The following is a 14,268-nucleotide window of genomic DNA, read 5'->3' on the forward strand; positions in this document are numbered from 1 at the left end:
AAAGCCGTTCGGGAAGCAGATATGGAATTTACCAACAGACGATAATATGTGACAATTGAAAGACATTGTTTACTGGAAGAGAATGGTGCAGTGGATCGCCTGACTGCGTTGCAGGTTTTCCGTCATGTGGCGGAACTGAACAGCTTTGCCGAAGCCGGACGGCGGCTCGGTCTCTCGCCTCCCGCGATCAGCAAGAACATCGCCGAGCTGGAGGCGCATCTGGGGGTGCGGCTCATCAACCGGACGACGCGGCGGATGGCCCTGACCGAAGAAGGCAGGATCTATCTGGAGCATGTCACGCAGGGGCTCGATGCGCTGGCCAGGGCCGACCAGGTCCTTGGCCCGATCAAGACGGCGCCGAGCGGGACGTTGCGGGTCAGCGCGCCGATGACTGTCACGTTGACGCGGCTTTCGGCTGCCATTCCCGCGTTTCTATCGCGCTATCCCGATTTGAAACTCGATTTGCATCTTGATGACAGGCGCGTCGATATCGTGCGGGAGGGATTTGACCTTGCCATTCGCGGCAGCGACAATCTCGAGGATTCCAGCCTGGTCGCCAGAAAGCTTGCGGTCATGCCGCACGTGCTTTGTGCAGCTCCTGCCTACTTCGAGCAGCACGGCCGGCCTCAAACGCCTGCCGATTTGAAGGCGGCCAACTGCATCCGGTTCAGCCTCTCGGGGCATGCGGACATATGGGAATTCCGCAAGGACGGCCGCAGCGAGCGGATCGCCATCGACGGACGATATTCGGTCTCCTCGAGCCTTGCCGTGCGCGATGCGCTGCGCGCCGGCTTCGGCGTCAGCCTGATCCCCTATCCCTATGTCGAAAGCGACCTGAAAGCAGGCCGGCTGCAATCGGCTCTGGATGACTGGGACAAGGTCGAAACCACACTCTACGCGGTCTATCCGGCACGGCAGCATCTTGCCCCGAAAATCCGCGTCTTCCTTGATTTCCTGATCGAGGAATTCAGTCGGGACAAAGAGAAGCCGTTCGTGCCTCCCCGGCGTGAACGCCCGGCAAAGCGCTGTGTCGGCGAGGCGACGGATACGGAAAATCAAACCGAGATATTGCCGTCGATTTCATCTCCTTGACACGCCTCCAAATCCGGACTTTGTGGAGCCATGCAGGACGCGAAGCCGAATAAGGGAAAGACAGCGGCCGAGGCGTTCGCCGAACGCACGAGCGGTATTCGCCGCGCCGATGCGGCGCGCATGCCGGGGTCGAGCGTGCATGCGTCGCTGGCCAACGAAATCGGGCTGAGGATCGTGCGCGGCGACTATCCGCCGGGAACCATCCTGCCCAACGAAGCCAAATGGTCCGAGACCTTCGACGTCAGCCGCTCGGCGGTGCGCGAAGCCATCAAGATGCTGATGGCGAAGAGCCTTTTGTCGTCACGTCCCAAAATCGGCAGCTGGGTCGAGCCGAAGGAGCGCTGGAACCTGCTCGATCGCGATGTGCTGGCCTGGTACGCGACCTCGCCGGACCGCGAGGTGTTCCTCAGGACGGTGCAGGAATTCCGCCACATCATCGAGCCGGAGGCCAGCGCCTTTGCCGCCATGCGGCGCACCGACGAGCAGATGGCCGAGATCAGCCAGGCCTGCCGCGAGATGGGCGAGGCGACCAACCTGCAGGAGCGGACGCGCGCCGACACGCGGTTTCATCTCGCCATCCTGCGCGCCTCGGGCAACGATCTGCTGGTGCCGCTCGGCGTGCTGATCGAATCGGCGTTCGATCATCTGTTCGCTTTTACGACCCGGGAACTCGACGATTTGCAGCATGCGCAGAGGCTGCATGAGGCAATCGAGAAGAGCATCCGCCTGCAGCGGCCGGACGCGGCACGCAATGCAGTGCGCAAGCTGCTGGCCAATACCGACGGCGTCATCAAGTCCAGGTAGCCGCCGTTCGGCTCCCGGTTTGAGTGCTCAGTCGAACGGTCCGGTCGCGAGATGCCGCCGGGTCAGCCCGAGCAGCAAGGCCTGATCGCGGGCGGCGTGTTCGGGCGGGTTGACGACGGGGTCGCCATTGACGATCGCCGCCCAGAAGCCACGCATCTCCTCGACGAAGGCTTCCGCGTAGCCGGCGCGCAAATCTTTCTTCGACAGCGTGTGACCGTGCGAGGTCGTCACCGTCAGCCGGGTCGGATGATGGTTGAGCCAGGGCGAGGGGAATTCGAGCTCCAGGCTGGCATCGTCGAAGAACAGCGTGATCCGCTCCTTGTAGTCGGCGAGCTTAGGTACGGTAAGATGGGTCATGGTCCACAGCGCCTGTCCGTCCAGCAGCTTGACGGCGCCCTGGCCGCCGTCGCCATTGGCAAAGATCTGCGCGCCGACGATCTCGCCGTCCGGCACACCGAGCGCATCGAGCAGGCCGTGAACGGCATTGACATCGTGAATCAAGGCCGAGCTGTAAGCGCCGGTAAATCCACGGAAAGCGAGATCAGTGAAAGGCACGCCAATGGCTTGTTCGACCTGGCGCTTCTGCTTGGCGGCGACAGCGGCGACCATGTCCTTCGGGATATCGGTGCCGCGCCTGTAGGGCAGGTGGGCGATGAACGGCCAGGCGTCGGGATCGTTCACTTCCACCGAGACCGAGCGCAGCGTGCTCGATGTCCCCGGCAGCGAAGCGAGCGCCAGCCGGTAGCTCGGATCGAAGCGCTTCATGTAGCCGACTTGCATGATTTTCCTGGCGGCATCGCGCGCGGCGACGATCTCCGCGATTTCCGCCAGGGAATAGCAGAGCGGCTTTTCGCAAAAGACATGCAGGCCGCGCGCCAGCGCCGCCAGCACCTGTTCGTGATGCAATGGGTCCGGCGAGCCGATCACTACCGCGTCGAGGCGGTGGTCGAAGAGCTGGTCGATCGTTTCGAAATTGGCGATGCCATGGGTGTCGGTGACGAACTGCCGCGAAATCCTGGAGGGATCGGCGACGCCGACCAGCTCGAACAACTCACCGAGGCGCAGCAGATTGGGAATATGCTCGACCTGCGAGATCATGCCGGCGCCGACGACCCCGACGCGTAACCTGCTCATGCGATCATTCCCGCGATGTCCGATTGTCAGCTCAAGCCGCCGCAGCCGGCCGGTTGCCGATCTGGGCGAGCAGGCCGGCAATCTCCGCCTCGACCGCCTTCAGATCCTCGCCGCCCGACATGATCGAGATGACCTCGTCGCGCGAGATGTCCGATTTGGCGTAGGTGCCGCGATTGCGGCCGCGGTTGAGCAGCGTGAAGGTGTCGCCGACCGGATAGGCATGGTGGATGTTGTGGCTGATGAAGATCACGGCCAGGCCCCGCATGCGCGCTTCGATGATGAACTTCAGCACCATCGCCGCCTGGTGGACGCCGAGTGCCGAGGTCGGCTCGTCAAGGATCAGCACGCGCGCGCCAAAATGCACGGCGCGGGCGATCGCCACCGACTGGCGCTCGCCGCCCGACAGCGTGCCGACGGCTTGCGTCGGGTCGCGCACATCGATGCCGATATCGGCCATTGCCTGCCTGGCGATAGTGTTGGCGCGCTCCTTGTCGATGCGCGAGAAGGGCAGGCTGCTTTTGGTCGGTTCGCGGCCGAGGAAGAAGTTGCGGGTGATCGACATCAGCGAAATCATGCCGAGGTCCTGGAACACCGTTGCCACGCCGAGCTCCTGCGCGTCGCGCGGGCTGCGGAAGGTGACCGTCTTGCCGTCGACCAGGATTTCGCCTTTGCTCGGCCGGTAGACGCCGGACAGAACCTTGATCAGCGTCGACTTGCCGGCGCCGTTGTCGCCGAGCAGGCAGTGGACCTCGCCCGGGTAGACCTTGATGTCGATGTCCTGGAGGGCGCGCACCGAGCCGAAATTGACGCTGACGCCGCGCAGTTCCATTGCGGGTTCGGTCATTTGGGCCGGTTCGCTCATTTGGGCCGGCTCGGTCATTTGCCACCTCCGCGGCCGAGCGCCTTCAGCCTGATGTAGTTGTTGACCAGCACGGCCATCAGGATGACGATGCCGAGGAAGACCTTGAACCAGTCGGTGTCGATGCCGGTGTAGAAGATGCCCATCTGCACCAGCCCGAAGATCAGCGCGCCGAACAACACGCCATAGACGGTGCCGTAGCCGCCGGTGAGCAGCACGCCGCCGATGACGGCGGCGATGATCGCCTCGAACTCCTTGAGCAGGCCGCGCGTGGTGTCGGCGGAGCCCGCCTCCATCACCTGGATGGTGGCAAGCAGCGTCGCCGCGCAAGCGGTGTAGACGAACAGGCTGATCTTGACGCGATCGACCGGCACGCCGACGTTGCGAGCTGCAATCAGGTCGCCACCGGTGGCGAAGATCCAGTTGCCGTATTTCGTCTGGGTGAGCACGTAGCCGGCCAGCGCCGTCAGGCCAAGCCACCAGACGATCGACATCGGAATGCCGGCGACGAAGGGAATGCCGTCGCTGCGGGTGCCGATCCAGCCTTGCGCGCCCATCCAGTGGAACAGGCCGGTGAGCAGATGGCCGTTGAAAATGCCGGCCGTCGCCGGGTCCGGTACGCCTTCGAGGATGTAGGGAATTTGGGTGCGGCCGGTGACGGCGCGGGTGATGCCGATCGACAGTCCGCGCAGGATATAGAGCGTGGCGAGCGTGACGATGAAGGAGGGCAGGCGCGTCTTCACCACGATCAGGCCGTTGAGATAGCCGGTGAGGATGGCAACGGCGAAGGCACAGGCGATGCCGCCCCATAGCGGCAGGCCCCAGTACTTCACAGTTAGCCCGATGACGACACCGGCAAAGCCGACCATGGAGCCAACCGAAAGGTCGAACTCGCCGGCGATGATGAGAAGTGCTGCTGCCGTGGCGACGATGCCGAGCTCCGCCGACAGCGTCAGGAAGGTCATCGACCCCTGCAGCGAATAGAGGTTCGCCGCGCCCGGCAGCAGCGCAAAGATGATGATCGTCGCAAGCAGCCCGCCGGCAGCACCGGCTTCCGGCCGGCGCAGCCACTGGGTCAGCTTGCCGGTGCTGGCCAGCCGCTCGTCGGCGCCGGCGGCCCGCTTCGACGTCATGCCGAAGCGGTCGGTCGCCTTCAGTTCGCCCGGAGGTATCGCCTTGTCTTCCACGACCGCCATTAGGCTCTCCAATCGCTCAATTCGCAATCTTCGAACGGATCGGGAGAGCGCCTGGCGCATTCTCCCGTTCCGTCGGAGTGCTGGCCTAGCGGATGCCCTCTTTGGCGAGGGCCAGGATCGCCTTGGCTTTTTCGGGCGAGTCGATGAACAGCGGCCCGGTATAGGCGTTGTTCTGCGGCCAGAAGCCGTGCGTCGCCTGCTCGACCAGATAGATCACCGGCAGATAGCCCATCAGATATTGCTGGGCATCCATACCGAAGCCCATTTCGCCGGCGACGACAGAGTCGAGGACCTCCGGGCTGATGTCGAAAGTGTAGAGCTTGAGCTTGCCGAACAGTTCCTTGTCGCGGAACATCGGGATCAGCGGATTGGCGGCGGTGGCACCAAGCGCAAAGACGGCTTGGGTGTCGGGATGCGCCGACAGATAGGCTTCGGTGCGGCGCTGGATGTCGGCCGGATCTGGCGCCACGGCCAGAACCTCGGTGCCGCCGCCGGATGGCTTCAGCCCGTCATTGAGGCCCTGGCAGCGCTGGTCGAGGCTGACATTGCCGACCTCGTGGTTGATGCAGACGACCTTGAGCGTGCCTTCCTTGGCCAGCCGCTCGCCGGCCTTCTTGCCGGAATCATATTCGGAAACGGTGCCGACATAGAGCGTGGTGCCGAGCTCGGCGCCTTCCTTCTCGCCGGAATCCAGAACCACCATCGGAATATTGGCGGCAAGCCCGGATTTGACGGATTTGCCGAGTGCATTGGCGTCGGCGATGGAGACCGCGATGCCGTCCGGCTTGGTGGCGATGGCGGCGTCCAGAAGCCGGGCCTGCTCGACCACGTCGAAGACCTGCGGCGCGTAATATTCGACCTTGGCGCCGGTGAGGGCGGCCGCGTCATCGACGCCGCGCTTGACCACCGACCAATAGGGATCGGACGCCGACCCATGCACGACGAACGTGATGTGGACGTCCTTCGGATCCTTGAGGCCCGCGGCATATGCAATGCCTGTCATCAGGCCCGCCGTGACGAAGGCGCCCAATGCCGCTTTCAGAAGAGTTTTCATCTTATTCTCCCATTTGTCGTTGCAGTTCCAATCCCTCTGGCGCCGTTTTCCGGCCGCGACGATCGGCTCACGTCGCGGATCGGGTGGCCGCTTTGCGGGCCTTTGCCGACGTCAATCGCTGTTCGCCCGCGTTGTTGCCGCGGGCTGATGTTGACGATCGCCCGGCCGAGAGTGCTGCGCGAAGCTCCTCGCGCAACGGCTTCATGCCGATGACATCGATCGGCTGTGCGGCGAGCCAGTCGCGAAAGCCCTGGTCGCAGAACAGCTCGTACTCTTCGGTGCGGATATAGGCGGAGCGCGGCTCGATCAGCTCGAGTTCACCGGGCGCGTTGCAATGCAGGCAAAAGAAAGTCAGGCCCTCGCGCACACCCTCGATGAGCGCTTTGTAAACGGGCTCGATCGGCCTGGAGCGCGGCCGGCCCCAGGTCGTCTGGATGGCGGCGTCGAAAATGGCAAAGCCGCCGGCGCGGGCCAGCGCCACGCCGCGCTGGAACGCCTCCTCGGTGACGCCGACCAGATTGTCGTTGGGGGAATAAGCGGACAGGGTCTTGGTCAGCAGCACGGGCAGCTGATATTCGAGCCCGAGCTTGATGTAGATGTCGCAAAATTCGGGCGACAATGCTGCGCCCATATGCGCGTCGAGGTGGGTGACGTCGATGCCGGCGCGATAGGCGGTGTCGATCTGGGCGCGAAGCTCGGCCTCGACCGCCTGCGGCACCGCCTTGCGGCGCGTGGTCGCCACGTCGGGCCATAAGAAGCCGAACTCGTCGGTCAGGCCGGCCGCCCGCGACGGCGCGGTCAGCGGCCGCCATTTGTAGTGCTGTTTCTCGCTGTTCAGCGTCAGGTGGACGCCAAGGTCAAGGCCAGGGTTGGCTGCGGCGCTTTCGGCCATTTCGAGGAACCACGGGCACGGCACCATCACCGCGCCGGAACTGCAGACACCTAGCCCGCTCAATTCGAGAAAGGCGCTGTTGGCGCCGTGGCACATGCCGACATCGTCCTCGTGGAGCACGATCCGTTTGCTGGAGCCGGCGGCGTTCACGAATGTCGGCCTTTCCGCCGGCGCGCCGGTCTCGAGGGTCTTCCAAAGTGTGTCCCGTATTTCATGGAACCAACCGTTTGCCCAACTGGCCGGAATGGAACGCCGAAAGCTGGCTTTCCGACAGGGCCACTTTGGCGAATTCGGATGGGTACGATTTGCCTGCCGGCTGAGACACTTAGCTGCCGATTTCCCCAATCAGGGTTCAAAACCACTCATAGGAACCGTCTTCCGGGCGCAGATGGCTTGGTCGAATAGCGGCGGAGTGGTTCTTCCAAACTGTGCCCACAAGCCTACAGCTGTCCACACCATCAAGCGACCCACATTACCAAGTGACCCAAACTACCAAGTAACTTGGAGGCCTGCCATGTACACCGCCGGCGAAGAGGAAATCGAAGCCATTGCCAGGGTGATCCGCTCGGGCGCGCTGTTTCGTTACGGCAAGGACAGCGAATGCGACCGCTTCGAGGCCCGCTATGCGCAGCATCTTGGCGTCGAGCATTTCGCACTGGCCGCCAGCGGCACCTATGGGCTCGCGGCCGGCCTGATCGGGCTCGGCATCGGTCCGGGGGACGAGGTCCTGGTGCCCGCGCACACCTATATGGCGACAGCGACCGCGGTGCTGTCGGTCGGGGCCATTCCCGTCATCGTCGACATCGACGAGAGCCTGACCATCGATCCCGTCGCCTTGCGCGATGCCATAGGGCCGCGCACCAGGGCGGTCATCCCGGTGCATATGTGGGGCGCGGCCTGCAACATGAATGCGATCATGGACATTGCTGCCAAGCGCGGCTTGCTGGTGCTCGAGGATGTCTGCCAAGGCATCGGCGGCGGCTATGAGGGCCGCAAGCTCGGCTCGATCGGCCATGCCGGCGCCTATTCCTTCAACTACTTCAAGAACATGACCTCGGGCGAGGGCGGCGGCATTGCCACCAGCGACCCGAAAGTGGCGGAGCGGGCGCGCTGCGCCATCGACCCTTGCCATTTCTACTGGCAGGGCAGAAGCAACAGCATCAAACCCTTCGCCGGCATCGGCGCGCGTGCTTCCGAACTGATGGGGGCGATGCTCAACGTCCAACTCGATCGACTGGACGGCATCATCGAGGCGATGCGCGCCGAGAAGAAGATGGTGCTGGCCGGCACCCGCCATCTCGGCAATCTCGGTCTGACACCGTCGCCGATGAACAGCCCGGACGACGATTGCGCCGCACAGGTGATGTACCTACTGCCGAGCGAGCAGGCGGCGCAGACTTTTTCGAAGACCATTCCGAGCGTCGTTGCCGGCAAGACCGGCCGTCACAATTTCACCCAGTGGGACCAGGTGCTGATGCATGAAGGGGCGCATCATCCGGCGCTCAATCCTTATGCATTGCCCGAGAACCAGGGCCTGCGGCTGGATTACGCCGACGACCTCGGCAAGCGCTCGCTCGACATCCTCAATCGCACGGTGATGATCGCCATGAACCCGGCGCATGACGATACCGATATTCAGGACATGATCCACAACATCGACGCGGCGGCGCGGGTGGCGCTGGAAAATGCTTCGCTGGATGATGTCGAATTGCGCAAAGCGGCACCGGTTGATCTGCAGAAGTTCGACAGTGTGAACTAGACCAGTTCCGACACGGTTTGCTACCCTGCGGCCGAGTTCCTTGTCCGGCGGCCGGGCGGGGATTCCGGCCGGCATAACCGGTCGTCAAAAATCCGCAGGCCCGTGTCGGATAGGCCGGGCTCCCGCTCGTCCTAGGGGCATCGATCACCAACCACGGAGGATTAACGATATGCCCGGCACCGTACGTCTGCACCGCGTTCTGACAACCAGCCCGGAGAAAGTCTACCGCGCGTTCCTCGAAGCGGATGCACTTGCGAAATGGCTTCCGCCGAACGGCTTCACCTGCACGGTTCATCACTTCGAGGCGAAAGTCGGCGGTACGTTCAAAATGTCCTTCCGCAACTTCACCACCGGCGACAGCCACTCGTTCGGCGGCGAATATGTCGAGCTCGTGCCCAATGAGCAGCTGCGCTACACCGACCGGTTCGACGACCCCAACCTGCCCGGCGAGATCGAGGTGACTGTGACATTGAAGAAAGTGTCGGTCGGCACCGATGTGAATATCACGCAGGCCGGTATTCCAGACGCCATCCCGGTTGAGGCCTGCTATCTCGGCTGGCAGGAGTCGCTGCGAAATCTGGCGAAGCTCGTCGAACCCGAGATCAAGCAGTAGGGTAAGCGCGCGCGGCTGATCCATGGGGGCGATCTCTTCGCCCCAAGAGATTGAAGCGGGCGCTGCCTTGGCTGCATCGGCGTCGCTAGCCGGGACCCTAGGGATTCCCGGTCTTCCCAGGCAACATGCGCCGGCGCCGGAAAGTCCGGATTAGCGAAGCCTGGGTCTAGCTTCTGTCCAACCTTAGGAACGCGGCGCGCAGCGCCAGCACTGCGCGCAGGATCTGGCGTTCGTCCATTGCCGCATAGCCGAGCAGCAGGCCGTGCTCGGGTTCAGTAGAGTGATAGTTGATCGAGATGCCCTGGACGTCGAGCCCCTCCTTGACGGCGGCGGCCACCACGTCGCTGTCCTTGTAGGGCCTGACGAAGCTCGCCAGCAGTTGCATGCCGGAATCGTTTTCCGTCACGGTCAGCCATTCGGCCAGATGCTCCTGGCACAGCTTGACGAAGTTCGCCTGCCGGCGCGCATAGAGCCGGCGCATGCGTTTGAGGTGTGTAGCGAAATAGCCCTGCGTGATGAAGTCGTTGACGGTCGCCTGCAGGATCAGCGGCGCGAACTGGCCGGTGATGCTCACCGCCCGGTCGAACGGCACCGACAGTTCGCGCGGCACGATCAGATAGCCGATGCGCAGCGCCGGGATCAGCGTCTTGCCGAAGCTGCCGATATAGACGACGCGGTCGGCATGATCGAGCCCGCGCAGCGCCGGCACCGGCCGGCCGCGGAACCGGTATTCGCCGTCATAGTCATCCTCGACGATCCAGGCGCCGTTGCGTTCGGCGATGTCGAGCAACTGCAATCGCTCCTCGATGCGCATGATGGTGCCGAACGGCCATTGGCAGGATGGCGTCACATAGATCAGCCGCGGCGGCGGCAGCTCCGGATCGGCAAGATGCCAGCCACGCCGGTCGACCTTCAACGGTGCCAGCCTGGCGCCGCTGGCGAGAAAGGCGCTCTTGGCGCCGAGATAGCCGGGCTCCTCCATCCAGACATGGTCGCCTTCGTCCATCAGCACGCGCGAGACGAGATCGAGCGCTGCCTGCGCACCGGTGACGATGATCACCTGGTCGGCGGTGCAGCTGATGCCGCGCGACAGGCCGATGGTCGAGGCAATGGCCTGACGCAGGCCGGGGTGGCCGGCAAAGGAGAGATAACCAAGCAGGCTCTCGTCGCGGCTGCGTGCATTGCGCACCAGAAGGCTTGACCAGATGGTGAATGGAAACGACGCCGTTTCAGGCACGCCGGGATGGAAATTGATGACGCCGGCATTACGCGGCGGTTGCGGGCCGTTGACGATGGTCTGGCCGCGCCGCGACAGTTTTTGCGGCGCTGCCAGTCCGGCGCGCAGCGATGCCAAGGGACGGTTCTGCTGGATCGGCGCTACCCAGGTGCCCGATCCGGCGCGCGCCTCGATAAAACCTTCGGCAAGGAGCTGGTCATAGGCGGCGATGACCGTGTTGCGCCCGACCTTGAGGTCTTCGGCCAGCGAGCGCGTCGACGGCAGCAGCGTGTTCTGCGGGATTTGGCCGTCAAGGATGAAGCGTCGCAAGGCGCCGTAGATCTGACGATGCATCGGTTCTTCCGAAGCGCGGTCGACCGACATGATGTCGAGGGAAAGGCGCATGTGGTCGGCCAAGGCACTATTCCCCGACGAACCGGGCGGCGCGGGCGATCTTTTCCTCGTTGAGCCGACAGACGGTATCAAGCACCAGTCGCCTGGTTTCGGGGTGGACCTCGCGGCTGTTCTTCAGCGCGCGATGAACGGTGGCGGCGCCAAGTTCCGCCTTCTCGGCAATCTCCCGGATGGTGCAAAGCCGTTCCATGCCAAGCGCAGCTTCGAAAGCCATGTCGCTCCTCCTCGGTTGCATCAAGGCACGGCTTCCGGCCGGCCTCAAGCTCGAACGTCGGGGTTTGAAATCCAGAGCCGGGATTCTGCGATCCGCGCCGCGCAGGGAGCAAGGCGGCGCGGATCGCCGGGCGCATTCGCGTCGCTAACCCCATCGAGGCGCGCGCCCATTATGTTCCTCCGGCTCGCAATGCGGGCCGGTCAGTTTGCCTGCCGCGTTGCCACTTCGAAGCCGGCCTGCCGGGCGGTGGCGAGCAGCGAGAAATAGCCCTTGCTGGCATAGGTCAGCGGATGCGCCTTGGCCGGATCCTGCTCAGCCTCGACAACGATCCAACCCTCATAGCCGCGCGCGGCGAGGGGTTTCAGCAATGACAGGAAATCGACCGAGCCATCGCCGGGCACGGTAAAAATGCCGTCCACTACCGCCGCCATGAAGCTCATGTCCTCGCGGCGTGCCTTTTCCAGGACCGCCCTGCGAACATCCTTGCAATGGAAATGCACGATACGATCGAGATGCCGCTGCAACAGCGATTGCGGGTCGCCGCCCGAAAACAGGCAGTGGCCAGTATCGAACAACAGTCCGACGCTGTGCCCCGTCGCCGCCATCAGCCTGTCAACTTCATCGTCCGTCTCGACGATGGTGCCCATGTGGTGGTGGAAGGCCATGCCGACCCCGAATGCGGCCATGCGGGTGGCGAGGGCGGTCAGTTTCTCGCCATAGGCCCGCCAGTCGCCGTCGCCGAGGCGCGGACGCTCGGAGATCGGTGCGAAAATGCCGTCATGGCGACCGCGCGAGGTGTCGGCGTAGACGACGATCTTGGCGCCGAGGTCGCGCAGCAACGCCAGATGCGGGGTAATCGCCGCGAATTCCTCTTCGACCGTGCGGTCGAGGATGCGGCCATCATACCAGCCGGAGACGAGTTCCAGGCCATAGGAGGACAGGAGCGGCCCAAGCACCTCAGCCTGGCGCGGAAATTTCCCGCCGAGCTCGGTGCCGCGATAACCGGCCTGTGCGGTTTCGGACAGGCAGGTCTGCAGCGGCGTGTCGCCGCCAAGCGCCGGGACGTCGTCATTGCTCCAGGTGATGGGATTGATGCCGATCTTGACCGTCATGACGCCAGGCTTTTGCAGGCTTGCGAATGCAAGCCAGCCTGCAGACTGGCGACAAAGAGGCCCTGTCACTAGGTCCAGTTCAGCCTGATTTGGCAGAACCAATCAATAGTGACCGATTCTAGTCTTCCTTTGGGCGGCCAAAAAGGACGCGCAGTTCGTCCTTTGCGTCCTCCAGCACTTTCTTCTGCGCCGCCGGCAGGTTCTTGCCGGCGCGGTTGATGTAGAAATTCAGCATCGACATGGCGGATTGAAACGGCCCCGCCTTGCGCCGGTCGCTGTGCTCGGCCGACCGCCTCAGCGAGGCGGCGATCTTCCTCGGATCGTGGGATTCGAAGATGTGCTCCTCGAGATCCAGCGCGTCGCTATGCTCGGTGACGTCGGCAGACCATTTCCGTTGCGCGGTCATGGCAAACTCCTTCCACAAGCTCGTTCGAAAAGAAAACGCCCTATGGTGCGCCACTGTTCCACTTCGGCCCGCATCCCTGGAGCCACGGATTGGCCCGTCGTGGCGCTGCTCCGCGATGCGAATGCGCTGATAGTGGTCAGAACCGCCGATTTAAGAACTGCGGACAGGAAACGTTCTTGACCCCCATCGTCTCAAACCAGGCAGCAAGTTCCGGCATCGACAGTGCCTATGCCTGGATACGGCTCGGCGTCTCGATGCTGCTGGCAACCATAGGCGGGGTCGGCATGTGGGCGGTGGTCGTGGTGCTGCCCGCCGTGCAGGCAGAATTCGGCGTCGATCGCGCCGCTGCCTCGATGCCCTATACTGCGACCATGGTCGGCTTTGCCGCCGGCAATGTGCTGTTCGGCCGCGCCATCGACCGCGTGGGGTATTGGGTTCCGGCGCTGATTGCCGCGATTACACTTGGCGCCGGCTTCCTGCTGGCGTCGCTGACCAGTTCTATCCTGCAGTTCACCCTTGTCCAGGGCCTGTTGATCGGCGTCGGCTCGTCGGCGATCTTCGGGCCGCTGATTGCCGACATCTCGCACTGGTTCAACCGGCGCCGCGGCGTTGCGGTGACGGCTGCCGCGTCCGGCAACTATCTCGCCGGAGCGATCTGGCCGACGGCGATGCCCTATGTCATGCAGACCGAAGGCTGGCGCTTCACCTATGCCGCGATCGGCATCGTCTGCCTGGTCACCATGGTGCCGCTGATCCTGCTGCTCCGGCGCGGCGCACCGCCCCAGGCGGCTCCCGGATCGCCGGGCAGCCGCGTGGTCCAGCCGATCTCGCTGTCGCCGGCGGCCTTGCAGGCGCTGCTCATCGTCGCCGGACTCGGCTGCTGCGTGGCGATGTCGATGCCGCAAGTCCATATCGTCGCCTACTGCATGGATCTCGGCTACGGCGTGGCGCATGGCGCCGATATGCTGTCGATCATGCTGGCGGCGGGCGTCGTCAGCCGGCTTGGCTCGGGCTTCCTTGCCGATCGCATCGGCGGCGTGAAAACCCTGCTGATCGGCTCGGTGCTGCAATGCCTGTCGCTGTTGTTCTACATCCCGTTCGACGGGCTTGCCTCGCTCTATGTCGTCTCGCTGGTCTTCGGCCTGTCGCAGGGCGGCATCGTGCCCTGTTATGCGATCATCGTGCGCGAATATATGCCTGCCAAAGAGGCTGGCCAGCGCGTCGGCATCGTCATGATGGCGACCATCTTCGGCATGGCAATCGGCGGCTGGATGTCGGGCTGGATCTACGATTTGACCGGTTCGTATGCCGCCGCGTTCCTCAACGGCATTGCCTGGAACCTGCTGAACATTTTGGCCATGGTGCTGCTGCTGTGGAAGGCCCGGCGCAGCGCTGCTGTGACGGCCTGAAGCACGGCGATACGGGCACAGTCTCTCCGGCCGTCGCTTGACAATAGCCGAAGGCTGCGCGACGCCAGACAAGGTGTGGCAACGGGTTGGCAAG

General features: G+C 63.7%; 14 protein-coding genes. 5 read left to right on the top strand and 9 right to left on the bottom strand.

All coding sequences use genetic code 11. The features are described 5' to 3' along the window. Positions 1-90 precede the first annotated feature (90 nt). Both NKJ93_RS14625 and NKJ93_RS14630 read left to right on the top strand, forming a co-directional pair. Positions 91-1,092 (top strand): LysR family transcriptional regulator, encoded by a 1,002-nt coding sequence (locus NKJ93_RS14625; protein WP_023721248.1) that lies wholly within the window; start codon positions 91-93, stop codon positions 1,090-1,092. A 30-nt stretch (positions 1,093-1,122) separates the two neighbouring features. Continuing rightward, positions 1,123-1,896 (top strand): FadR/GntR family transcriptional regulator, encoded by a 774-nt coding sequence (locus tag NKJ93_RS14630; RefSeq protein WP_023721247.1) that lies wholly within the window; start codon positions 1,123-1,125, stop codon positions 1,894-1,896. A gap of 27 nt (positions 1,897-1,923) precedes the next feature. Here NKJ93_RS14630 and NKJ93_RS14635 read toward each other — a convergent pair whose 3' ends face one another. The 5 genes from NKJ93_RS14635 to NKJ93_RS14655 all read right to left on the bottom strand — a co-directional run bounded on the left by NKJ93_RS14635 (position 1,924) and on the right by NKJ93_RS14655 (position 7,181). Further along, positions 1,924-3,030: a Gfo/Idh/MocA family protein gene (locus NKJ93_RS14635; RefSeq protein ID WP_352589823.1), complete on the bottom strand. Its 1,107-nt coding sequence runs from the start codon at positions 3,028-3,030 to the stop codon at positions 1,924-1,926. Between the two features lie 31 nt (positions 3,031-3,061). Continuing rightward, positions 3,062-3,874 (bottom strand): ATP-binding cassette domain-containing protein, encoded by an 813-nt coding sequence (locus NKJ93_RS14640; protein WP_352589825.1) that lies wholly within the window; start codon positions 3,872-3,874, stop codon positions 3,062-3,064. A 32-nt stretch (positions 3,875-3,906) separates the two neighbouring features. Continuing rightward, positions 3,907-5,022, bottom strand: a complete 1,116-nt coding sequence (locus NKJ93_RS14645; RefSeq protein WP_352547088.1) for an ABC transporter permease — start codon at positions 5,020-5,022, stop codon at positions 3,907-3,909. A gap of 148 nt (positions 5,023-5,170) precedes the next feature. Continuing rightward, complete coding sequence (locus tag NKJ93_RS14650; protein ID WP_023721243.1) at positions 5,171-6,139, bottom strand: rhizopine catabolism ABC transporter substrate-binding protein; 969 nt, start codon at positions 6,137-6,139, stop codon at positions 5,171-5,173. Positions 6,140-6,206: 67 nt separating this feature from the next. Continuing rightward, positions 6,207-7,181: a polysaccharide deacetylase family protein gene (locus NKJ93_RS14655; protein WP_352589828.1), complete on the bottom strand. Its 975-nt coding sequence runs from the start codon at positions 7,179-7,181 to the stop codon at positions 6,207-6,209. A 364-nt stretch (positions 7,182-7,545) separates the two neighbouring features. Between NKJ93_RS14655 and NKJ93_RS14660 the strand changes: the two genes are divergently transcribed. Next, positions 7,546-8,790, top strand: coding sequence for a DegT/DnrJ/EryC1/StrS family aminotransferase (locus NKJ93_RS14660; RefSeq protein WP_352589831.1), 1,245 nt, complete (start codon positions 7,546-7,548; stop codon positions 8,788-8,790). Positions 8,791-8,959: 169 nt separating this feature from the next. Then, positions 8,960-9,403 (top strand): SRPBCC family protein, encoded by a 444-nt coding sequence (locus tag NKJ93_RS14665; RefSeq protein ID WP_352495776.1) that lies wholly within the window; start codon positions 8,960-8,962, stop codon positions 9,401-9,403. A gap of 166 nt (positions 9,404-9,569) precedes the next feature. Here NKJ93_RS14665 and mocR read toward each other — a convergent pair whose 3' ends face one another. From mocR to NKJ93_RS14685, 4 genes are all read right to left on the bottom strand, one after another. Further along, a complete protein-coding gene (gene mocR, locus NKJ93_RS14670; RefSeq protein ID WP_245274662.1) occupies positions 9,570-11,036 on the bottom strand; it encodes a rhizopine catabolism transcriptional regulator MocR in 1,467 nt (488 codons plus the stop codon). A gap of 4 nt (positions 11,037-11,040) precedes the next feature. Further along, positions 11,041-11,247 carry a LacI family DNA-binding transcriptional regulator gene (locus tag NKJ93_RS14675; protein WP_352481565.1) on the bottom strand — a complete coding sequence of 69 codons (207 nt, stop codon included), beginning with the start codon at positions 11,245-11,247 and terminating at the stop codon, positions 11,041-11,043. 200 nt (positions 11,248-11,447) lie between these two features. Further along, positions 11,448-12,359 carry a myo-inosose-2 dehydratase gene (iolE, locus tag NKJ93_RS14680; protein ID WP_352481564.1) on the bottom strand — a complete coding sequence of 304 codons (912 nt, stop codon included), beginning with the start codon at positions 12,357-12,359 and terminating at the stop codon, positions 11,448-11,450. A gap of 118 nt (positions 12,360-12,477) precedes the next feature. Then, positions 12,478-12,765 (bottom strand): DUF3175 domain-containing protein, encoded by a 288-nt coding sequence (locus tag NKJ93_RS14685; protein ID WP_352481563.1) that lies wholly within the window; start codon positions 12,763-12,765, stop codon positions 12,478-12,480. 176 nt (positions 12,766-12,941) lie between these two features. On the opposite strand from NKJ93_RS14685, the gene NKJ93_RS14690 reads away from it, so the two are divergent. Continuing rightward, entirely contained in the window at positions 12,942-14,174 is a 1,233-nt protein-coding gene (locus NKJ93_RS14690) for an MFS transporter (protein ID WP_352589834.1), read from the top strand. The last annotated feature ends 94 nt before the right edge of the window (positions 14,175-14,268 follow it).

The organism is Mesorhizobium sp. M0028, from assembly GCF_040323855.1.
Lineage (GTDB): Bacteria > Pseudomonadota > Alphaproteobacteria > Rhizobiales > Rhizobiaceae > Mesorhizobium.